The 19,393-nt window shown below is 67.8% G+C and carries 19 protein-coding genes; 15 read left to right on the top strand and 4 right to left on the bottom strand.

All coding sequences use genetic code 11. The features are described from left to right. Positions 1-39: 39 nt before the first annotated feature. Genes DDE23_RS11660 through DDE23_RS11635 form a run of 6 tightly spaced genes read left to right on the top strand, consistent with a single transcriptional unit; the run spans position 40 to position 6,033 of the window. The gene (locus DDE23_RS11660; protein WP_107753924.1) at positions 40-1,071 is read left to right on the top strand and encodes an ABC transporter substrate-binding protein; all 1,032 of its coding nucleotides are present in this window, start codon (positions 40-42) and stop codon (positions 1,069-1,071) included. Between the two features lie 60 nt (positions 1,072-1,131). After that, positions 1,132-1,968, top strand: a complete 837-nt coding sequence (locus DDE23_RS11655) for an ABC transporter permease (RefSeq protein WP_107753922.1) — start codon at positions 1,132-1,134, stop codon at positions 1,966-1,968. Between the two features lies 1 nt (position 1,969). Continuing rightward, positions 1,970-2,758, top strand: a complete 789-nt coding sequence (locus DDE23_RS11650; protein ID WP_107753920.1) for an ABC transporter permease — start codon at positions 1,970-1,972, stop codon at positions 2,756-2,758. Positions 2,759-2,762: 4 nt separating this feature from the next. Continuing rightward, positions 2,763-3,821, top strand: coding sequence for an ABC transporter ATP-binding protein (locus DDE23_RS11645; RefSeq protein ID WP_107753918.1), 1,059 nt, complete (start codon positions 2,763-2,765; stop codon positions 3,819-3,821). Continuing rightward, positions 3,818-5,137 (top strand): amidohydrolase family protein, encoded by a 1,320-nt coding sequence (locus tag DDE23_RS11640; protein ID WP_107753916.1) that lies wholly within the window; start codon positions 3,818-3,820, stop codon positions 5,135-5,137. Before DDE23_RS11645 ends, DDE23_RS11640 begins: the two co-directional genes overlap by 4 nt. Beyond that, positions 5,134-6,033, top strand: a complete 900-nt coding sequence (locus DDE23_RS11635; RefSeq protein WP_107753914.1) for a nucleoside hydrolase — start codon at positions 5,134-5,136, stop codon at positions 6,031-6,033. Before DDE23_RS11640 ends, DDE23_RS11635 begins: the two co-directional genes overlap by 4 nt. Here the strand turns inward: DDE23_RS11635 and DDE23_RS11630 are convergent. After that, positions 6,011-7,168 (bottom strand): M20 aminoacylase family protein, encoded by a 1,158-nt coding sequence (locus DDE23_RS11630; RefSeq protein ID WP_107753912.1) that lies wholly within the window; start codon positions 7,166-7,168, stop codon positions 6,011-6,013. The genes DDE23_RS11635 and DDE23_RS11630 overlap by 23 nt on opposite strands. A gap of 73 nt (positions 7,169-7,241) precedes the next feature. Between DDE23_RS11630 and DDE23_RS11625 the strand changes: the two genes are divergently transcribed. The 8 genes from DDE23_RS11625 (at position 7,242) to DDE23_RS11590 (ending at position 14,649) form a co-directional block, all read left to right on the top strand. Beyond that, on the top strand, positions 7,242-7,928 hold the full coding sequence (locus DDE23_RS11625) for a phosphoribosyltransferase (protein WP_107753910.1): 687 nt from the start codon (positions 7,242-7,244) through the stop codon (positions 7,926-7,928). Positions 7,929-8,313: 385 nt separating this feature from the next. Continuing rightward, positions 8,314-9,408: an acyl-CoA dehydrogenase family protein gene (locus tag DDE23_RS11620; RefSeq protein WP_107753909.1), complete on the top strand. Its 1,095-nt coding sequence runs from the start codon at positions 8,314-8,316 to the stop codon at positions 9,406-9,408. A gap of 11 nt (positions 9,409-9,419) precedes the next feature. After that, positions 9,420-10,199 (top strand): enoyl-CoA hydratase/isomerase family protein, encoded by a 780-nt coding sequence (locus tag DDE23_RS11615; protein WP_107753907.1) that lies wholly within the window; start codon positions 9,420-9,422, stop codon positions 10,197-10,199. Then, positions 10,199-11,383, top strand: a complete 1,185-nt coding sequence (locus DDE23_RS11610) for an acyl-CoA dehydrogenase family protein (RefSeq protein WP_107753906.1) — start codon at positions 10,199-10,201, stop codon at positions 11,381-11,383. Before DDE23_RS11615 ends, DDE23_RS11610 begins: the two co-directional genes overlap by 1 nt. A gap of 5 nt (positions 11,384-11,388) precedes the next feature. After that, positions 11,389-12,141, top strand: coding sequence for an ABC transporter ATP-binding protein (locus DDE23_RS11605; RefSeq protein ID WP_107753904.1), 753 nt, complete (start codon positions 11,389-11,391; stop codon positions 12,139-12,141). After that, complete coding sequence (locus tag DDE23_RS11600; RefSeq protein ID WP_107753902.1) at positions 12,134-12,838, top strand: ABC transporter ATP-binding protein; 705 nt, start codon at positions 12,134-12,136, stop codon at positions 12,836-12,838. The genes DDE23_RS11605 and DDE23_RS11600 overlap by 8 nt, the downstream gene beginning before the upstream one ends. Before the next feature lie 3 nt (positions 12,839-12,841). Next, positions 12,842-13,726: a branched-chain amino acid ABC transporter permease gene (locus tag DDE23_RS11595; protein WP_107753900.1), complete on the top strand. Its 885-nt coding sequence runs from the start codon at positions 12,842-12,844 to the stop codon at positions 13,724-13,726. After that, positions 13,723-14,649 carry a branched-chain amino acid ABC transporter permease gene (locus DDE23_RS11590; protein ID WP_107753898.1) on the top strand — a complete coding sequence of 309 codons (927 nt, stop codon included), beginning with the start codon at positions 13,723-13,725 and terminating at the stop codon, positions 14,647-14,649. Before DDE23_RS11595 ends, DDE23_RS11590 begins: the two co-directional genes overlap by 4 nt. 54 nt (positions 14,650-14,703) lie before the next feature. Here DDE23_RS11590 and DDE23_RS11585 read toward each other — a convergent pair whose 3' ends face one another. Beyond that, positions 14,704-15,114 carry a RidA family protein gene (locus tag DDE23_RS11585; RefSeq protein WP_107753896.1) on the bottom strand — a complete coding sequence of 137 codons (411 nt, stop codon included), beginning with the start codon at positions 15,112-15,114 and terminating at the stop codon, positions 14,704-14,706. Between the two features lie 87 nt (positions 15,115-15,201). Between DDE23_RS11585 and DDE23_RS11580 the strand changes: the two genes are divergently transcribed. Further along, positions 15,202-15,927: a helix-turn-helix transcriptional regulator gene (locus DDE23_RS11580; protein WP_107753894.1), complete on the top strand. Its 726-nt coding sequence runs from the start codon at positions 15,202-15,204 to the stop codon at positions 15,925-15,927. Here DDE23_RS11580 and DDE23_RS11575 read toward each other — a convergent pair. Both DDE23_RS11575 and DDE23_RS11570 read right to left on the bottom strand, forming a co-directional pair. After that, the gene (locus DDE23_RS11575) at positions 15,902-17,536 is read right to left on the bottom strand and encodes a long-chain fatty acid--CoA ligase (RefSeq protein ID WP_107753892.1); all 1,635 of its coding nucleotides are present in this window, start codon (positions 17,534-17,536) and stop codon (positions 15,902-15,904) included. The two genes, DDE23_RS11580 and DDE23_RS11575, sit on opposite strands and share 26 nt — an antisense overlap. A 77-nt stretch (positions 17,537-17,613) precedes the next feature. After that, a complete protein-coding gene (locus DDE23_RS11570) occupies positions 17,614-19,263 on the bottom strand; it encodes a flavin-containing monooxygenase (RefSeq protein ID WP_107753890.1) in 1,650 nt (549 codons plus the stop codon). Between the last annotated feature and the right edge of the window lie 130 nt (positions 19,264-19,393).

Raw genomic sequence — 19,393 nt, 5'->3', positions numbered from 1 at the left:
CGGGCGCCCCTGCCACCCCTTCCACAGCGGATGTCTGCCATGCCCCGATACCAGCGCCTTGCCCTGTCCTCGATTTCCGCCGCCGCCCTCCTCGCCGCCCTGCCCGCCGGCGCCACGACCTTCACCATCTCGTGGTGGGGCTTCAACGGCGACAAGATGCAGGAGATCATCGTCAACCCGTTCCAGGAACTCTGCGGCTGCGAAGTCGTGTTCGAGACCGGCAACAACGGCGACCGGCTGAACCGTCTGGCGATGCGCTCGGGCGCCGGGGTGGATGTCATCTACCTGACCGACAGCTACAGCCAGGCCGGGATCGAGCAGGGGCTCTTCCAGCCCATCGACCGGGCGCAGGTGCCGAACATCGCCGAACTCTATGACCTGGCCCAGGCGCCGCAGGGCGAGTTCGGCCCGGCCTATACCGTGGGCCGCATCGGGCTGGTCTATGACGCGGCCCGCGTCGACCCGCCGATCACCTCGTGGAACGACCTGTGGCGCGCGGATCTGGCAAGCTCGCTGTCGCTGCCCAACATCACCACCACCGCCGGCCCCATGGTCGTGCTGCAGGCCGGGCGCCACGCGGGGGTCGATGCCTATACCGATGAAGACGCGACCTTTGCCGCGCTGGCCGAGCTGGCGCCGAATATCGTCACCAATTACAACACCGGCTCCGAGATGATTAACCTCTTCTCGACCGGCGAGATCTCGGTGTCGATGACCCAGGACTTCACGCTGGGCCGGTTGCGCGACGCGGTGCCGACCATTGAATGGGCGACGCTCACGGATGGCGAGATCGCCGTGCTGAACACGATCAACATCCCCACCGGCTCCGAGAACGTGGAATTGGCGCATCAGTTCATCAACTTCGTCCTCTCGGCGGATATCCAGCGCCAGCTGGCCGAGCAGGGCGTCGATGCCCCGGTCAACGCCACGGTCGAGCTGTCGCCGGAAGCCGCGGGCATGTGGACCTATGGGCAAGAGCAGATCGACAGCCTGCAGCGCATCGACTATTCGCAGCTGAACCCGGCCCGCGACCGCTGGCTGGACCGCTGGAACGAAACCTTCGGCATGTAAGCCGAAGACATGCGACGACAGGCCCCCGGCTGACGGGGGCCGGACCTGCCGGAGACCCCCATGAAACGACTGGCCGGATGGATGCTCGCCTCACCGGCGACGCTGGCGATCACCTTCCTTCTGGTGATCCCGGTCGCCATCACCGTGGGCCTCAGCTTCGGCAGCCCCGGACAGGGCGACTGGGGCATCGTGCAGCCCTATGCCGATTTCTTCGCCTCGGGCTTTCGGCGCAACGTGTTGTGGCGGACCTTCACCGTGGCGGGCTGGGTGACGGTCATTTCGCTGGCGGCGGGGCTGGCCACCGCCTATGTCGTGGCCCGCTGCCCGCCCTGGATGAAATCCACGCTGATCGTGCTGGCGGTCTTTCCGCTGCTGACGGGCGTCGTGGTCCGCTCCTTCGCCTGGCTGGTGCTGCTGGGGCGCGAGGGGATGGTGAACCAGGTCCTGCAAGCCACCGGGCTGACGGATGGCCCGGTCGCCATGCTCTACACCCAGGGCGCGGTGATCGTCGCCATGGTCTATATCTTCGTGCCCTTGATGGTGCTGGTGCTGGTGGGCGTGCTGGAGAATATCCCCGAGGATCTGCTGCAAGCCTCGTCCAGCCTCGGCGCGGGGCCGGTCGCCGGGTTCTTCCAGATCACCCTGCCGCTGGCCGTGCCGGGGCTGATCGTCGGCGCGGTGCTGGTCTTCACCGCCAGCTTCACCTCCTACGCGACGCCGCATCTGCTGGGCGGCACGCGGCAGATGATGATGGGCACCTTCCTGCAACAACGCGCGCTGGTGGCCTTCGACTGGCCGGGCGCGGCCGTGGTGGCGGCGATCATGCTGGCGGTTATCGTGGCGACGGTGCTGGTCATGACGCGCGTGGCCCGGCGCCTCAACCCGATGGCGACCTGACATGGCAACCCGCATCCATCCCCTTCTGATCCTGTTCACGGTGCTGGTCTATGTCTTCCTGCTGGGCCCGCTCATCATCATCTTCGGCGCGTCGCTCAGCGACACGACCTACCTCACCTTCCCGCCGCAGGGGCTGAGTTTCCGGTGGTTCCAGAACATCTGGGATATCTCGGCCTTCCGGCGCACCATCGTCACCTCGTTGCAGATGGCCTTCCTCGGCACCGGGATCGCGCTGATCGTCGGCATCCCCGCCGCCTATGCGCTGAACCGCTACCGCGTCACCCTGCCCGGCTGGCTGTCGACGCTGTTCGTCCTGCCCATTCTGGTGCCCGAGATCGTCATCGGCTTCTCACTCCTGCGCTCGGTCACGGTGCAGGCGGGGGTGCCCGTCTGGTACGCGCTGCTGATCGGCCACACGCTGCTGGTCATTCCCTATGTGATCCGCGTCGTCTCGGCCTCGCTGGCGTCCTTCGACTTCTCCATCGAGGAGGCCGCCATCAGCCTCGGCTCGCCGCCCGCGCGGACCTTCTTCACCATCGTCCTGCCCAACATCCGCTCGGGCGTGATCGCGGCCTTCATCCTGTCGTTCATCACCTCGATCAACGATGTCTCGGTCTCGCTGTTCCTGACCGGGCCGGGGGTTTCGACCCTGCCGATCCAGCTTCTCGCCCATATGGAGCAGTTCTTCGACCCGACCATCGCCTCGGTCTCGGTCGTGCTGATGCTGCTCACCATCCTCGTCATGATCATCGTCGAGCGCACGCTCGGCCTGGCCATCGTCGCGAAATAGACCCATGACCCAAGCCCTGACCATCGACCGCATCACCGCCCATTACGGCACCACCAAGGTGCTTGAGGACCTCTCGCTATCGGTGGCCGAGGGCGAGCTTGTCTCGCTTCTGGGCGCCTCGGGCTGCGGCAAGACCACCACCCTGCGGCTGGTCGCAGGCTTCCTGCAACCGACCGCCGGGGCGATCCGGCTGGGCGACAAGGACCTGACCAGACTGCCAGCGCATCAGCGCGACATCGGGCTGGTGTTCCAGAACTACGCGCTTTTCCCCCATCTGACGGTGCGCGAGAACGTGGCTTTCGGGCTGAAACAGCGCAAGGTGGCGGGGCCCGAGCGTCTGAAACGCGCCGATGCGATGCTGGACCGGGTGGGGCTGGCGCATCTGGCCGACCGGCTGCCGGGCGCCCTGTCGGGCGGGCAGAAGCAGCGCGTGGCGTTGGCCCGCGCGCTGGTCATCGAGCCGCCGCTTCTCATGTTCGACGAGCCCTTGTCCAACCTCGACGCCAAGCTGCGCATCGACATGCGGGTCGAGATCCGCCAGCTGCAGCGCGCGAACGGCACCACCGCGCTCTATGTCACCCACGATCAGGAGGAGGCCTTCTCGATCTCCGACCGGGTGGCGATCATGCATCAGGGCCGGATCATGCAGCTCGATACGCCCGAGGTTCTGTACCAGCGCCCGGCGAATGCTTTTGTGGCGAATTTCGTCGGCTTCGAGAACCTGATCCCCCTTCAGGTCACCACCCGCAACGGCGCCGAAATCACCGCCCGGACCGCCGAAGGCGCCGCGCTCACCCTGTCGCAAGACCAACTTGGCCCGATCCCCGACGCCTTCACCCTCGCCACGCGGCCCGACGGGTTGCAGGTCACCGCGACCGGCGGCGCGGGTCTGCCCGCCACGCTGGGGCTGCGCACCTATCTCGGCCGGGCCTATCAGTATCAGGCCAGGGCGGGCGCGCTGTCCCTGACCGCGAACGGCCCCCTCTCGCAACCGCTCGACCCCGGAACCGCCGTCACGCTGGTCCCGAACCCCGAGCAATGCGCGATCCTCAAACCGGAATGAGCCTCACCCTCGCCAATGCCTGGGTGCTGACGATGGACCGGGGACTGACCGAGTTCCGCAACGGTTGGGTGAGGATCGAAGGCGAGACCATCGCCGCCCTGGGCAATGGCCCCGCGCCCGAGGGGGGCGAGGTGCTCGACATGGGCGGCGACGTCCTCATGCCCGGCATGGTCAACCCGCATTGCCACCTGCCGATGTCGCTGTTCCGGGGACTGGGCGAGGATGTGGACGACCGCCTCTTCCGCTACATCCTGCCCCTCGAACGCAAATTCGTCTCGCCCGCCATGGTCCGCGCCGGCACGGCGCTTTCCGCGCTGGAATCGATCATGGGCGGCGTGACGACCATCGCCGACATGTATTATTTCGAGACCGAGATCGCCGAGGTCATGGACCGCGCGGGCCTGCGCGCCGTGCTAGGCCAGACCCTCGCCGATTTCGCCGCCCCCGATCACGCCAGCTTCGACGAGGGTTTCGCCCTCTGCGATGCGCTGGCCGACCGGCTGGCCGGGCACCCGCGCCTCATCGCCTCCATCGCGCCGCATGCGCCCTATTCCACCGGCCCCGCCGTGCTGGAACGCGCCGCGCGCTGGCACGACGACCACCCGGGCACCCGGGTGCAGATCCATCTGGCGGAGACCGAGGCCGAAACCGCCTGGGCCCGGCGCGAACACGGCATGTCTACCACGGCACTGGCCGCCAAGTCGGGCATCCTGCGTCCCGGAACCGTGGCCGCGCATTGCCTCTTGATGGACGACGCCGACATCGCGCTGCTGGCCGAAACCGGCGCCGGGGTCGCGCATAACGCGCGCTCGAACGGCAAGGCCGGGCGGGGCATGGCGCGGGTCGAGGACATGCGCCGCGCGGGCATCCCCGTGGGCATCGCCACCGACGGGCCGATGAGCGGCAACACCCTCGACCTTTTCGCGCAATTCGGGCCGGTGTCGATCTTCGCCAAGATCCTCGGCCATTCCCGCAAGCCCCTTCCGGCGGCCGAGGTGGTCCGCATGGCCACGCTCGAAGGCGCGCGGGCGCTGGCGCTCGACGACCGGATCGGCTCGCTCGAGCCCGGGAAAAAAGCTGACATTATACGTATTTCGCTGGATGCGCCCCGCCTGCATCCCGTCTACGATGTCTATTCCATGCTGGTGTTTGCCGCCCAGCCCGCCGATGTGCACGACGTGATGGTCGCCGGGCACTGGCTGATGCGGAACCGGCAGGTCCTGACCCTGGAGACCGACAGGGTCCTGTCAGATGCGTTGCAAGTTGCCGGTCAGTTCCGGGCCGAAATGAACGCCATCGACCAAGGGCAGACATGAAAGTCATCATCGACACCGACCCCGGCCTCGACGACGCCGTGGCCATCCTCTACGCGCTGAACGAGCCGCGCTTCGACGTGCAGGCGATCACCAGCGTGGCGGGCAATATCGGCATCACCCGCACCACCGACAACGCCCTGCGCCTTGTCGCCGTCTCGGGGCGGCAGATCCCCGTGGTGCAGGGCGCCACCGGCCCCCTCAGCGGCACCGGCCGCAACGAAGAGACGATCCACGGCGCCGACGGGCTGGGGGGTGTCACGTTGCCCCTGTCGCCCAACGGCTCGCTGTCGGATGCCACCGGATTCGTGGCCAAGCGCCTGATGGCCGAGCCGCCCGGAACCCTGACCATCCTCGCGCTGGCGCCGATGACCAATCTGGCGATCCTCGCCCGCGACCACCCGCAGGCCTTCGCCCGCGTCGGCCATATCATCGCCATGGGCGGCGCGATCCACGAGAAGGGCAATGCCGGGCCCTTCGCCGAATACAACATCGGCGCCGATGGGCTGGCAGCCTCGATCGTGCTGGGCTCGGGCGTGCCGATCACCATGATCCCGCTGGACGTGACCCGCCGCTTCCGCGCCACCCTGGCCGAACTGGAGCCCCTGCGCGCCAGCGGCACGCCCGCGGGCACCACCGCCGCCTCGCTGATCGAGGCCTATTTCCTGGGTTCCGCCCGCGAATCCCGGCCGCTGCACGACCCCTGCGTCATGCTGATGGCGCTGGCGCCCGAGCTTTTCGGCTGCGACGAGATGCGGCTCGGCGTCGATCTGGTCGAGCATCCGGGCCGACTGGTCCCCGACGCCAGCCGCCCGCCGGTTCAGGTGGCGATGCGCATCGACGCGGTGGCGGTCAAGCGGATGCTCTGGGACGGGCTCATGCGCGCAGATCAGCCCTGACCAGCGCGCACCAATAGGCCACGCCCGGGGCAATCGCCGCATCGTTGAAATCGTAGCGCGTGTTGTGGTGCAGCGCCCCTTCCACCGCCGGGCCGTTGCCCAGCCAGACGTAGCAGCCCGGCACCTCCTGCGAGAAGACCGCGAAATCGTCCCCGGCGGTCGAGGGCGGGAAGGCGGTCCGCACCTTGGGCAAGGCGGCGCGGGCGGCACCCAGCGCGATGGCGGTGGCGCCCGGATCATTGACCACCGGCGGCACGCCCCGGCGATAGCTGAAGGCGGCCGTGAGGCCATAGGTCGCAGCGATGCCACGGGCGATGCGGTCGAGTTCCGCCTCAAGCTGATCGCGGACCTCGGGGGCATAGGCCCGCGCGGTGCCGCCCACCCGCGCCGTATCGGGGATCACGTTGAGCGCCGCGAAATCCCCCGCCTCCAGCGCGCAGGCGCTGACCACGGCGGGCGCCAGCGGATCGACCACCCGCGCCACGATGCTGTGGATCGCGCTCAGGAACGCCCCTGCCGCGGTGATCGGATCGCGGCCCAGATGGGGTTTCGCGCCATGCGTGCCCTCGCCGGTAAAGACCACCTCCCAGCGGTCGGAAGAGGCCAGCTGCGGCCCCTCGACCACGGCGATCTCGTCGGGGTCGAGGCCCGGCATGTTGTGCAGCCCATAGACGCGATCCACCGGAAACCGCTGGAAAAATCCATCCGCGACCATCCGCGCGGCCCCGCCCCGCCCCTCTTCCGCCGGTTGGAGGATGAAATGCACGGTGCCGTCGAACCCGCCGTCGCGCGCCAGTTCCAAGGCGGCGCCCAGCAACATCACCGTATGCCCGTCATGGCCGCAGGCATGCATCCGGCCGGGGGTGCGGCTGGCATGCGGCAGGCCGGTCAGCTCCGGCATCGCCAGCGCGTCCATATCGGCCCTGAGCGCGATCCGCCCCGGCCCGTTGCCCCGCGTCAGCGTGCCGACCACGCCGGTGACGCCCAGCCCGCGGTGGGTGGTGATCCCCGCCTCCTGCAGTACCGCTGCCACCAGATCGGCGGTGCGCGTCTCCTCGAACCCCAGTTCGGGATGGGCGTGCAGGTCGTGGCGAAGGGCCACAAGGCGGCTCAGCGCGGCGGGGGAAAGCGGCATGGCTTGTCAATCGGTCAGGAGGCTTGTCATATCCCACCTTGACCGATCCCTCCGCCGATTGCCAGAGAGCCCCATGATCCTTGAACCGCACGATTTCTGGCAGACGCTCTTCGCCCCCGGCAGCTTTCCCGTGGCCGGTATCCCCCATCGCGGCTTCTATCCCGCCACCCTGCCCGATGGCCGCCAGATCCTGCTGCCGATCCGGGTCTTGCCGGGGGATGGCGGGCAGGCGGTGGCCTCGCTGATCGTCAATCAGGCCTCGTTCGCGGTGCTGGACGCGCTGACCGAGGCCATGGTGTCCCTCTGGCGCGAGGCCCGGCCCGAGGTGGTGATCGGCGTGCCGACGCTGGGCCTACCCTTGGCCGAGGGCGTGGCGCGGCGGCTGGGGCACAGCCGCGTCGTGGCGCTGGGGACCTCGCGCAAGTTCTGGTACGACCCGGCGCTGTCGGAACCCCTGAGGTCGATCACGACGCCGGGCGGCGGCAAGGACATCTACCTCGATCCCCGGATGCTGCCGTTGCTCAGGGGCAAGCGCGTGTTGCTGGTCGATGACGTGGTGAGTTCGGGCAGTTCGCTGGCCGCGGTCCTGCGGCTGCTGGAAAAGGCCGGGATCGAGCCTCTGGGCATTGCCGTGGCGATGGAACAGGGCACCCGCTGGCAGCAGCAGATCCCCGGCGCCGACCGCATCCGCGGCGTGTTCCGCACCCCGATCCTGCAGGCCGAGGGCGACGGGTTCCGCGACCCCGGCGACACGGCCTAACGGTCCGCGACCGGCACGGGACCGCGGCCCGACGCGCCAAGGCCGGGGTGCACGCCCCGGCGCTGGTCCGGCCCGCCCCGTCCCGGCCCACCGGACGCAAGCTGACACCGATCTGCGCCGCCCCCTCCCACCGCCCGCGGCGGGCTTGCCCGGCCTCCCCTCACCCCGGTCATTTCACACTTGTGAAACTGCCTTCCCAGCATGCGATAGGTTTTGACAAAAAGCCCCCGAACCCGCCTCCTGTAGCCGGAGCGCGTGGACCTGGGTCCCGCGGGGGAGGCCAATCCAGACAGCGAAACCGTTCGCCTTCGGGCGACGAGGGTCGCCTATTGCGCCGACCCTGCCGGGAGCCTGCCGCGCCGTTGATGCAACTGCCGGAGGCACCATGCCCCTCATCCAACTCGACGATCCCGACGCCACGCTGGCCATGCTGCGCGACAGCCTCGCCGCGCTGGCGGCCGAGGCCGATGGCCCCGCCACCTTCCGCCGCCGCCGCGCCGCCGGGGCCGATCTGGACCCGCAGGTCTGGACGGCGCTGGCCGAGGCGGGCTTTCTGGCCCTGCCCCTGCCCGAGGATATGGGCGGGCTGGCGCTGGGCCGCCCCGAGCTGACCGTCGCCGCCGAGGCGCTGGGCCGGGCGCTGATCACCGAACCCTTCGCCACGCTCGCCGTCTTCCCCGGCGCCCTGCTGGCCGCGCTGCCGCCGGACGAGCACCTGCAGGCGCTCGGCGCCGGGCTGGGCCGGGGCGAGGCGATCCTGCCGGTCCTCTGGCAGGATGCCCGCGGCCGCACGGCGCCGCTGGCGCTGACCGACGACCTGCTGAACGGCACCGCCCATCTGGTGGCGGGCGCCAGTTCGGCCACCGGCTTTCTGGTGCTGGCAAATAACGCCGAGACGCCCGTGCTGATCCACCTGCCCGCCGGGGCGCCCGGGCTGCGCGTCGTCACCCGCCCGGGCATCGACGGCGCGACGCTGGCGACCGTCTCGCTGCATGACGTCCCGGCGGGGAGGGTGCTGGCCCGTGGGGCGGCGCTGGAGACCGCGCTCGGGACCGCCATCACCACGGCCCGCATGGCGCTTGCCGCGGAATTGGCGGGCATCGGCGCCCGCGCGCTGGAGATCACCGTCGAGTACACCGCGAACCGGGTCCAATTCGGCAAGACCATCGCCAGTTTCCAGGCGATCCAGCACCGGCTGGTGGACATGTGGGCCGAGGCGGAATTCGCCTGCTCGGCCTGCACCAACGCCGCCACCGCGCCCGAGGGCGAGGTCGCGCAGGCCGTGCTCGCCGCCAAGGCCCGGGCCGGCGACAGCGCCACCTCGATCACCCGCAAGGCGATCCAGCTGCATGGCGCCATGGGCTTCACCGACCAATGCGACATCGGCCTCTACCTCAAGCGCGCGATCGCCCTCAACGCGACGCTGGGCCAACCCGAAGAGCTGCGGCTGGCGTTCCTCGCCGCCGAGCGTGCTGCCTGAAAGGACATTCCATGCGAAACGAGCTGATCAAGACCGAGATCACCGACCACGTTGCCGTCATCACCATGGACGCGCCGCCCGTGAACGCCCAGTCGCGCGCCTTCATGGAGGAACTGATCGAGGTTTTCGACGCGTTGAACGAAACCCCCGGCGTGCGCTGCATCGTGCTGACCGGCGCGGGCAAGTGCTTCTCGGCCGGGGCCGACATCAAGTCGCGCGCCAAACTCGCGGACGGCGTGCCGGGCGACACCTATCGCCACCTGCGCCGCGCGCGCGAGGTGGGCTTCGTCATCATGGAGATGAACGTCCCCGTCATCGCCGCCGTGAACGGCCCGGCGCTGGGCGCGGGCATGGGCCTCGCGATCTGTTCCGACATGATCGTGGCCTCCACGAACGCGGTCTTCGGCCTGCCCGAGATCGACATCGGCCTGATGGGCGGCGTGCGCCACACGATGCGGGTCTTCCCCATGTCGCTGACCCGCCGCATGGTGCTGACCGGCTGGCGCGTGCCCGCCGCGGAACTCTACCGCCGCGGCCTGATCGAGGCCTGTGTCGCGCCCGAGGACCTGATGGACACGGCGATGGAGATCGCCCGCAACATCGCCTCGAAAAGCCCGGCCGCGATCCGGCTGGCCAAGCGCGCCCTCAACACCGTCGAGACGATGGGCCTGAAGGACGGCTACCGCTTCGAGCAGAACCTGACGGTCGAGATGACCCGCCATCCCGACAGCAAGGAAGCCATGCGCGCCTTCATGGAAAAGCGCCCGGCCGTCTTCGGGGATGGTCTGTGATGCTGACCAAGGCTGTGCCCGAGCAACAGGACTGGAACGCGCTGACGGACGAGGACTTCCGGGCGATCTTCCGCGACTGGGTGGATCAGAACTGCCCCGCCCATCTGCGCTTCATGCGCAAGCAGCGCCCGGTCTTCGACGAGGTGGCGGAATGGTATCACGCGCTGGCCCGCAAGGGCTGGCTCTCGCCGGTCTGGCCGCAGGAACACGGCGGGATGGGGCTGAACGCCGCCAAGCACATCGTCTATGTCGAGGAATGGGCGCGGCTGGGCTGTCCCCGCATTCCCGACCATGGCATCGGGCTGACCGGGCCCCTGCTGATCGAATTCGGCACCGAGGCGCAGAAGGACTTCTTCCTGCCCCGCATCCTGTCCGGTGAGCATGTCTGGTGTCAGGGCTATTCCGAACCGAACGCGGGCTCGGATCTGGCGTCCTTGCGCACCTCGGCCGTGCGGGATGGCGACGAATTCGTCATCAACGGCCAGAAGATCTGGACCACGCTGGCGCATTGCGCCAACTGGATCCTGCTCTTGGCCCGCACCGACAAGGAGGCCGCCAAGCCGCAGAACGGGATCACCGTGCTGCTCGTGGACCTCACCTCGCCCGGCGTCGTGGTCCGTACCATCCCCAACCTGCGCGAAGAGGCCGATTTCTGCGAGGTCTTCTTCGACAACGTCCGTGTCCCCGCCAAGAACGTCGTGGGCGAGGTCAACGCGGGCTGGGCGCTGGCCAAGGCCGTGCTGGGGCATGAGCGCATCTTCCTCGGCGCGCCGTCCCGGCCCGAATACGCCCTGACAAGGCTGGAGATGCTGGCCGAAGACCGCGGCGCCTTTGACGACCCCGCCTTCCGCTCGCGCTTTGCCAAGCTCAGGCTCGACCTCTACGACCTCGGCTCGGCCTTCGAGCGGTTCGCCAAGGTTCTGCGCGAGGGCGGCACTCTGGGCGCCGATGTCTCGGTCCTGAAGCTCTTCTGCACCGAACTCTACCAGCGCATCACCGAGGAGACGCTGGCCGTCGCGGGTGAGGAGGCGCGCTACTATGACGACCTGCCCCTGGGCGACGGCGGCCATGTCGACGCGATGAACCTGTTCCTCGACGCCCGCGCGCCCGCCATCTTCGGGGGTTCCAACGAGATCCAGCGCAACATCCTTGCCAAGGCCGTCCTCGGCCTGCCCTCACGGTGACGGCGATGAGCGACTATGCACTCGAAGCGCGGGGGCTGACCAAGACCTTCGGCGGCTTCCACGCGGTGAAGGACGTGAACCTGAAGGTCCGGCGCGGGTCGATCCATGCGCTGATCGGCCCCAATGGCGCCGGCAAGACCACCTGTTTCAACCTGCTGACCAAGACCCTGACGCCCACCGCGGGTCAGGTGCTGCTGGACGGGCAGGACATCACCAAGCTGCGGTCGGCACAGGTGGCGAAGCTGGGCCTCGTGCGCAGCTTCCAGATCTCGGCCACCTTCCCGCATCTGACCTGTCTGGAAAACGTCCGCGTCGCGCTGCAATCGAACAACGGCACGGCGTTCCAGTTCTGGCGCTCGCTGAAAGCGGTGGAACCGCTGAACCAGCGCGCCCGCGAGCTGCTGGCCCAAGTGGGTCTGGCCGGGCGCGAGGAGACGCCCGCGACCGAACTCAGCTACGGCAAGAAGCGCGCGCTGGAGATTGCGACGACGCTGGCGCTCGACCCCAAGGTGATGCTGCTCGACGAGCCCACCGCCGGGATGGGGCACGAGGATGTGGAGCCGATCACCGACCTGATCCGCAAGGTCTCGGCCGGGCGGACGATCCTGATCGTCGAGCATAACCTCTCGGTCGTCTCCAGCCTCTGCGAGCGGATCACCGTCTTGCAGCATGGCGAGGTCCTGACCGAAGGCACCTATGCCGAGGTCTCGACCGATCCCGAGGTGATTACCGCCTATATGGGAGGCGTCGATGACTGAGCCCCTGCTCAAGGTCCAGAATCTGGAAGCCTGGTACGGCGAATCCAAAGCCCTGCACGGCATGAACTTCGACGTGCAGCCGGGCGAGCTGGTCACGCTGATCGGCCGCAACGGCGCGGGGAAATCCACCACGCTGCGGTCGATCATGGGCATCGTCGGCAAGCGCACCGGCTCCATCCGCTTCGACGGGGCCGAGCTGATCGGCAAGCGCACCTTCCAGATCGCCCGCACCGGCATCGCCTATTGCCCCGAGGAACGCGCGATCTTCTCGTCCCTGAACGTGGCCGAGAACCTCACCCTGCCGCCGGTCCTGAAAGCGGGCGGCATCGCCGATGCCGAGCTTCTTCGGCAATTCCCGAACTTGCAGCGGCGGCTGAAAAGCCAGGGCACGAAGCTGTCGGGCGGCGAGCAGCAGATGCTGGCCATCGCCCGCATCCTGCGCACCGGCGCCCGGTTCCTGCTTCTGGACGAACCCAGCGAAGGGCTGGCCCCGGTCGTGGTCAAGGAAATCGGCGAGCAGATCAGGCAGCTGAAATCGCAGGGTTTCACCATCCTGCTGGTCGAACAGAACCTGTCCTTCGCCCGCAAGGTCGCCGACCGCCATGTGGTCGTGGAAAACGGCAAGGTGGTCGACACGCTGACCAATTCCGCGCTCGAGGCCGATATGGCCCGGGTCAAGACATACCTGGGGGTCTGAGCCATGTTCGACCACATCTCGATGCAGCTGCTGCTGGGGCAATTGCTGATCGGCCTTATCAACGGGTCTTTCTATGCCATGCTCAGCCTCGGCCTCGCCATCATCTTCGGCCTGATCCATGTGGTGAACTTCGCCCATGGCGCGCAATACATGCTGGGCGCCTTCGTCGCGCTCCTGCTGCTGAACCATCTGGGCATCCCCTATTGGGGCGCGCTCATCATCGCGCCGGTGGTGGTGGGGGCCTTTGGCCTATTGATGGAACAGACCATCCTGAAGCCGCTCAGGCACCTCGACCACCTTTACAGCCTGCTCGCCACCTTCGCGGCGGTGCTGATTATCGAGGGGTTGATGCGGCTGGAATTCGGCTCGACCGGACTGCCCTATGCCTCGCCGCTGCCGGGCGGCGTCAACCTCGGCTTCATGTTCCTGCCCTATTACCGGGGCTGGGTGGTGATCTTCTCGCTGGTCGTGTGCATCGCCACCTGGCTGCTGATCGAAAAGACCAAGCTCGGCGCCTATCTGCGGGCGGCCAATGAACGGCCCGAGATTGTCGAAAGCTTCGGCATCAACGTGCCGCGGATGATGAGCCTGACCTATGCCTTCGGCGTCGGGCTGGCGGGTCTGGGGGGCGTGCTGGCCGCGCCGATCTATCAGGTCTCGCCCTCGATGGGCTCGAACCTGATGATCGTCATCTTCGCCGTGGTGGTGATTGGCGGCATGGGCTCGATCCTCGGCGCGATCCTCACCGGCTATCTGATCGGCATTGTCGAGGGCCTGACCAAGGTCTTCTACCCCGAAGCCTCGAACCTCGCGATCTTCGTCATCATGATCGTCGCGCTGATCCTGCGGCCCAATGGCCTGTTCTCTTCGCCGGAGTCCTCCCGATGACCCGCATCCTGCTTCTCGCCGCGCTGGCCGTGGTGGCCCTTGCCGCGCCGTTCTTCGTCTATCCGATCCTGCTGATGACCATCCTGTGCTTCATGGTCTTCGCCTCCAGCTTCAACCTGCTCTTGGGCTACGCGGGGCTCCTCTGCTTCGGGCACGCCATGTTCTTCGGCACCGGCGCCTATATCGGCGGCTGGCTGATGAAGGAGGGCGGGTTCAGCATCGAGCTGGCCTTTGCTGCGACGACGCTTGCCATGGCGGCGCTGGGCTGGGTCGTGGGGCTGATCTCGGCCCGGCGCGGCGGGATCCAGTTCGCGATGATCACGCTGGCCATCTCGCAATTCGTCTATTTCCTGCTGTTGCGCGCGCCCTTCACCCATGGCGAGGACGGGTTGCAGCGCATCCCGCGCTCGGACCTCTTCGGGGTGATCGACGTGTCGTCGAACCTGTCGCTCTATTACCTGATCCTGGCCATCTCGGTGGCGGCGATCTGGTTCTTCTACCGCATCGTGCATTCCCCCTTCGGCGAGGTGCTGCGCGCCATCCGCGACAACGAGGGGCGGGTGGAATCCCTGGGCTTCGTGCCCGAACGGTTCAAGATCGTGGCGCTGACCCTCTCGGCCGGGCTGGCGGGGCTGGCGGGGGCGATGAAGGCCTCGGTCTATCAGATCGCGACGCTGCACGACCTGTCGTTCCACGTGTCCGGCACGATCATCTTCATGGCGTTGCTGGGCGGTCTTGGCACCATGGCCGGCCCCATGGTCGGCGCCGCGCTGATCGTGATGCTGAACGACCACCTCGCGCAATTCGGGGAATGGGCACTGATAATCCAGGGCACCGTGTTCCTGGTGGTGATCCTGTTCTTCCGCCGGGGCTTGGTCGGCGAGTTGCAGGCTTTCATCAGGCGCCGCTCGGCGAAGGCCTGACCACCGGCCACAAGACAGCGAGGGGCGGGTCAATCCCGCCCCTTTGCCCTGCGCTCAGTCCACCGCGACAACGGCCTCGACCTCGAACAGCATCGGCGGGATGGCGAGCGCCGAGACCCCCACCAATGTCTGAGCCGGCAAGCGATCCCCGAACAGGGCGATCACTGCCTCAGTCAGCGGACCCAGTTTCGACGGGTCGTGATCCACGACATAAGTGGTCAGCTTCACCACGCGCTCAGGCCCGGCACCCAACCCGCCGAGCACCGCGCCGAGGTTGGCATAAGCCTGCCGGACCTGAGCCGCGAAATCGGGCGACAGCGCGCCCGAGTGATCCTGCCCGCCCTGCCCGGAGATGAACGCAAGCCGTGCCGATGCGGGCGCGATCACCGCCGTGCTGTAGCCGTTCGGGCTGGGATCGGGCAGCGGCGCGGGGTTGACGATCCGGGGCAAGGTGTTGGCGGTCATGGCGAAATCTCCTGTGTCTTGAGTGCCTGACACGGGATAGCCAGCATTGGTGCCAAAACTTGTCACCAATCATGCTATCCTTGGCGCATGAACACCCGCGCCCGCCAGGACCAGCTGATCCGCCACCTCCGCCGCAACGGCCTCACCACGATCGGGACGCTGGCCCAAACGGTCGGCGCCTCGCGCCGCACGGTGCTGCGCGACCTGTCCTGCCTGCGTGATGAGGGCTACCTCATCCATTCCGAGCCCGGCCCCGGCGGTGGATTGCAGCTCGATCCGCAGGCCGCCCGGTCCGGCCCGCGCCTGTCGGTCAGCGAGGTCTTCGCGTTGATCGTCACCGTCTCGGCCATGCAGATCGCGCGGGATGTGCCCTTTGCCGAGCTGGCCGACTCGGGCCTTGCCAAGATCGAGAAAAACCTGCCGCCAGACCAACTCCGCGACCTGCGCGCGCTCTTGGAGGGGCTGCATGTCGGACGGCTGTCGCCCCTGCAGGACCTGTCCGACCGGGGCGCCATGGACCCGGCCCTGCTGCCCTGTTTCGAGACGGCGTTTCTGGACCGTCAGCCCCTGACCTTCGACTATCGCGACGCCAAGGGTCGCGCGACCCGGCGGTTGGCCGAGCCGCAGGCGATGCTGATCCTGCCGCCCTTGTGGTATCTGGTCGGCTGGGACCGCGAGCGGGCCGATTTCCGACATTTCCGCATGGACAGGATCGCGCGGCCCGAGATCGCCCCCGGACCGCCGTTCCGGCGTCGCCGTGTCCCGTTCGAAGCGGATGTCTGCCCGTTTATGGAGCTGACGCCCCGGCCCTGACCAGATGATCCCGCCAAGCCTCGCGCAGGACCTTCTTGTCCAGCTTTCCCGTCGCGGTCAGCGGCAGGGTCTCGACGAAGACCACATCGTCGGGCAACCACCAGCGCACCACCTTGTCCTCGAGGAAGGCGAGGATCGCGCCCGGTTCGACCTGCGCGCCCGGTTTCCTCACCACCAGCATCAGCGGGCGTTCCTGCCAGCGCTCGTGCGTCACGCCCACCACCGCCGCGGCCTCGACCGCCGGATGGCCCAGCGCCGCATTCTCCAGCTCGATGGAGCTGATCCACTCGCCGCCCGACTTGATGACGTCCTTGGACCGGTCCGTCAGCGTGACGAACCCCTCGGCGTCGATCTTCGCCACGTCGCCGGTCGCGAACCAGCCGCCCTCATCGACCACCTGCCCGCCGACCCCGCCGTAATAGCCCGACGTGACCCAGGGCCCCCGCACCATCAGCTCGCCCGAGGCGCTGCCGTCCTGCGGCAGTTCCGCCCCGTCCTCGCCGACGATCTTCAGCTCGACCCCGAACATCGCCCGCCCCTGCCGGGCCAGCACGTCGATCTGGCTCGCCTTCGGCAGATCCCGGTGATGAGGCAGCAGGGTGGCGACGGTGGCGACGGGGCTGGTTTCCGACATGCCCCAGGCCTGGAAGGCGTGAATCCCGGCGGCGTGGAAGCGTTCCAGCAGCGCCCGGGGCGCGGCCGAGCCACCCATCAGCACGCGCTCGAAGGGCAGGTCGCGGGTCTGGAGCCCCGCCTCGTCCAGATACTTGAACAGCCCGATCCAGACCGTCGGCACCCCCAGCGAAAAGGTGCAGCCCTCGGCCCGCGCCAGATCGAACAGCGACTGCCCGTCCAGCTTCGGCCCCGGCAGCACCAGCTTCGCCCCGCACAAGGCCGAGGCATAGGGAATCCCCCAGGCGTTCACATGGAACAGCGGCACGGCCAGCAGCGTGGAATCGGCCCGCGACAGATGCAGCCCGTCGACCTGACAGCAGAGGAAGGCGTGCAGCACGGTCGAGCGGTGGGAATAGAGCACACCCTTCGGGTTCCCGGTGGTGCCCGAGGTATAGCAGAGCCCCGAGGCCTGTTTCTCGTCGAACACCGGCCAGTCCAGCATGCCGTCCTCGGCTTCCAGAAGATCCTCGTAACAGGCCAGATCCGCGCGGCCCTCGGGCAGAGCGTCGGACAGCAGGACGCGGTGCCGGACGTGATCGAGCTTGCCCGCCAGCCCGTCGACCAGCGGCAGGAAGGGCGTGTCGAGCAACAGCACCTCGGCCGCGCCGTGGTTCAGGATGTAGTCGATCTGCTCGGGGAAAAGCCGGGGATTGACCGTGTGCAGCACCGCGCCGATCCCGGCGGCAGCATAGTAGAGTTCCAGATGCCGGTGCGTGTTCCAGGCCAGCGTCGCCACCCGGTCGCCGGGCTTCACCCCCAGCCGCCTGAGCGCCTGCGCCGCCTGCCGCGCGCGCCGGGCGATCCCCGCCCAATCGCTGCGCACCACCGCCCCCTCGCAGGTGACGGACACGATCTCGCTCTGCGGATGGTAGCGCTCGGCGTGCGTCAGAAGGGACGAGATCAGCAGCGGCCGATCCTGCATGAGACCCAGCATGGGATACCTCCGGGGTGACAGGGTTTGCCCGGCCGCGTCGGGCGCGGCCGGTGACAGCGACATCGGGGGGAAAGGCCTCAGCCGGCGACGGGTTCGGCCTGATGCGCGGGCGCGAAGCTCAGGTCACGGTAGCCGTTCGCCACCGCCGCCTCGCAGGCCTCGCGGTATTTGTGGAAACCGCCGGTGAACATCGACATGCCCTGCGGCTTGCCCTTCACGTTCGAGCCGGTCCACCAGGTCTTTGCCTTCAGCATCAGCGAGCGGCTGGCCAGCACCTGGATCTGATCCATCCAGGCATCCTCGACCGCGCGCGAGGGCTCGACCGCGCCCTGCCCCTTCGCCCGCATATGGGCGATGAGTCCGGCGATGAAATCCACATCATTCTCGGAAATGGTGAAGATATTGGCCAGCGCCGCCGGGCCGTTCGGCCCCGTGGTCATGAACATGTTCGGGAAACCCGCCATCATGATCCCGAAGAGCGAGCGCGGCCCGCCCTCCCATTTGTCCTTCAGCGCCAGCCCGTCCTTGCCGGTGATCTCGAAGGCCAAGAGCGCGCCGGTCAGCGCGTCATAGCCGGTGGCGAGGATCAGCACGTCAAGTTCATGCTCGCCCGATTGCGTGCGGATGCCCTTGTCGGTGATCTCGACGATCGGGTCCTCCAGGCAATCGACCAGATGCACGTTCGGCCGGTTGTAGGTCTCGTAATAGCCGGTATCGAGGCAGGGCCGCCGGGCGAAGATCGGATAGCCGCGCGGCTTCAGCTTTTCGGCCAGGGTCTTGTCGATCACCGTGTCGTGGATCCGGTCACGGACGAAATCCGCCACCTGATCGTTGGCCGCCTGATTGACCATCAGGTCGGAAAAGATGCCGAGGAAGGTATGCCCGCCGTGCTGCCAGGCCTGCTCCATCAGCTCCTGCCGGTGATCGGCGGGGATGGAAAAGAAGGGCCGGGTGGACACCGGGCGCGCGCCGCCCGTCGGGTTCAGCCGGCAGGCCGCGCGGATCGAGGCGTAATTCGCCTTCAGCTCCGCCACGTCACGGTCGGTGACCTTGCGGTTGCGCATCGGCAGGGTGAAGCTGGGGGTGCGCTGGAACACGAAGAGCTCGCACTCGGTGCGGCCCAACGTCTGGATGATCTGCATCCCCGAGGACCCGGTGCCCAGCACGCCGATCCGCTTTCCCTTCAGATCCGGCTCCTCATGCGGCCAGCGGGCGGCGCGCAGGGTCAGGCCCTTGAAGCGGTTCAGCCCCGGGATGTCGGGATCGGTCGGCTTGGACAAGGGGCCCGTGGACATGACGCAATACGTCGCCTCCAGCACCTTGCCGTCATTCGTCCGCACGACCCAAAGCTGGCGGGCATCGTCCCATTTGGCGCTGTCCACACGGGTGTTGAAGCGGTAATGCGGACGCAGCGTCAGCCGGTCGGCGACGAAATTGGCATAGGCCAGGATCTCGGGCTGGGCGGCGAATTGCTCGGACCAGGTCCATTCCTGCTGTACTTCTTCCGAGAAACCATAGCTGTAATCGACCGACAGCAGGTCGCAGCGCGCGCCCGGGTAGCGGTTCCAGTACCAGACACCGCCGACATCGCCGCCTTCCTCGATGCTGACGATGTTCAGGCCCATCTCACGGAACTTCCAGGTGGCATACATGCCGCCGAAACCCGCGCCGACGATGACCATGTCAATCCGTTCGGCCCCCGAGGCGACCGTTTGCGCTCGACCCATGTCGATCCTCCCTTTGAACGATGGCGCGCGACACCCGGCTGGGCGGGTCGGCGCCAGGGGCAGCCTCCTCGCCGCCCAGTCTGGGGGGATGAAACGCCGTCTTGGCCCGGCGATCAACGATTACAGCATA

The organism is Pararhodobacter aggregans (genome assembly GCF_003075525.1).
In the GTDB taxonomy this organism is placed as follows: domain Bacteria; phylum Pseudomonadota; class Alphaproteobacteria; order Rhodobacterales; family Rhodobacteraceae; genus Pararhodobacter; species Pararhodobacter aggregans.
Note: the sequence above shows the minus strand (reverse complement) of the source record. Positions and strands in the feature narration are given on the sequence as shown.

Bases quoted from the DNA above. Each gene is read 5' to 3' on its own strand.
- DDE23_RS11660 (WP_107753924.1), top strand. From the start codon at position 40: ATGCCCCGATACCAGCGCCTTGCCCTGTCCTCGATTTCCGCCGCCGCC.
- DDE23_RS11655 (WP_107753922.1), top strand. From the start codon at position 1,132: ATGAAACGACTGGCCGGATGGATGCTCGCCTCACCGGCGACGCTGGCG.
- DDE23_RS11650 (WP_107753920.1), top strand. From the start codon at position 1,970: ATGGCAACCCGCATCCATCCCCTTCTGATCCTGTTCACGGTGCTGGTC.
- DDE23_RS11645 (WP_107753918.1), top strand. From the start codon at position 2,763: ATGACCCAAGCCCTGACCATCGACCGCATCACCGCCCATTACGGCACC.
- DDE23_RS11640 (WP_107753916.1), top strand. From the start codon at position 3,818: ATGAGCCTCACCCTCGCCAATGCCTGGGTGCTGACGATGGACCGGGGA.
- DDE23_RS11635 (WP_107753914.1), top strand. From the start codon at position 5,134: ATGAAAGTCATCATCGACACCGACCCCGGCCTCGACGACGCCGTGGCC.
- DDE23_RS11630 (WP_107753912.1), bottom strand. From the start codon at position 7,168: ATGCCGCTTTCCCCCGCCGCGCTGAGCCGCCTTGTGGCCCTTCGCCAC.
- DDE23_RS11625 (WP_107753910.1), top strand. From the start codon at position 7,242: ATGATCCTTGAACCGCACGATTTCTGGCAGACGCTCTTCGCCCCCGGC.
- DDE23_RS11620 (WP_107753909.1), top strand. From the start codon at position 8,314: ATGCCCCTCATCCAACTCGACGATCCCGACGCCACGCTGGCCATGCTG.
- DDE23_RS11615 (WP_107753907.1), top strand. From the start codon at position 9,420: ATGCGAAACGAGCTGATCAAGACCGAGATCACCGACCACGTTGCCGTC.
- DDE23_RS11610 (WP_107753906.1), top strand. From the start codon at position 10,199: ATGCTGACCAAGGCTGTGCCCGAGCAACAGGACTGGAACGCGCTGACG.
- DDE23_RS11605 (WP_107753904.1), top strand. From the start codon at position 11,389: ATGAGCGACTATGCACTCGAAGCGCGGGGGCTGACCAAGACCTTCGGC.
- DDE23_RS11600 (WP_107753902.1), top strand. From the start codon at position 12,134: ATGACTGAGCCCCTGCTCAAGGTCCAGAATCTGGAAGCCTGGTACGGC.
- DDE23_RS11595 (WP_107753900.1), top strand. From the start codon at position 12,842: ATGTTCGACCACATCTCGATGCAGCTGCTGCTGGGGCAATTGCTGATC.
- DDE23_RS11590 (WP_107753898.1), top strand. From the start codon at position 13,723: ATGACCCGCATCCTGCTTCTCGCCGCGCTGGCCGTGGTGGCCCTTGCC.
- DDE23_RS11585 (WP_107753896.1), bottom strand. From the start codon at position 15,114: ATGACCGCCAACACCTTGCCCCGGATCGTCAACCCCGCGCCGCTGCCC.
- DDE23_RS11580 (WP_107753894.1), top strand. From the start codon at position 15,202: ATGAACACCCGCGCCCGCCAGGACCAGCTGATCCGCCACCTCCGCCGC.
- DDE23_RS11575 (WP_107753892.1), bottom strand. From the start codon at position 17,536: ATGCTGGGTCTCATGCAGGATCGGCCGCTGCTGATCTCGTCCCTTCTG.
- DDE23_RS11570 (WP_107753890.1), bottom strand. From the start codon at position 19,263: ATGGGTCGAGCGCAAACGGTCGCCTCGGGGGCCGAACGGATTGACATG.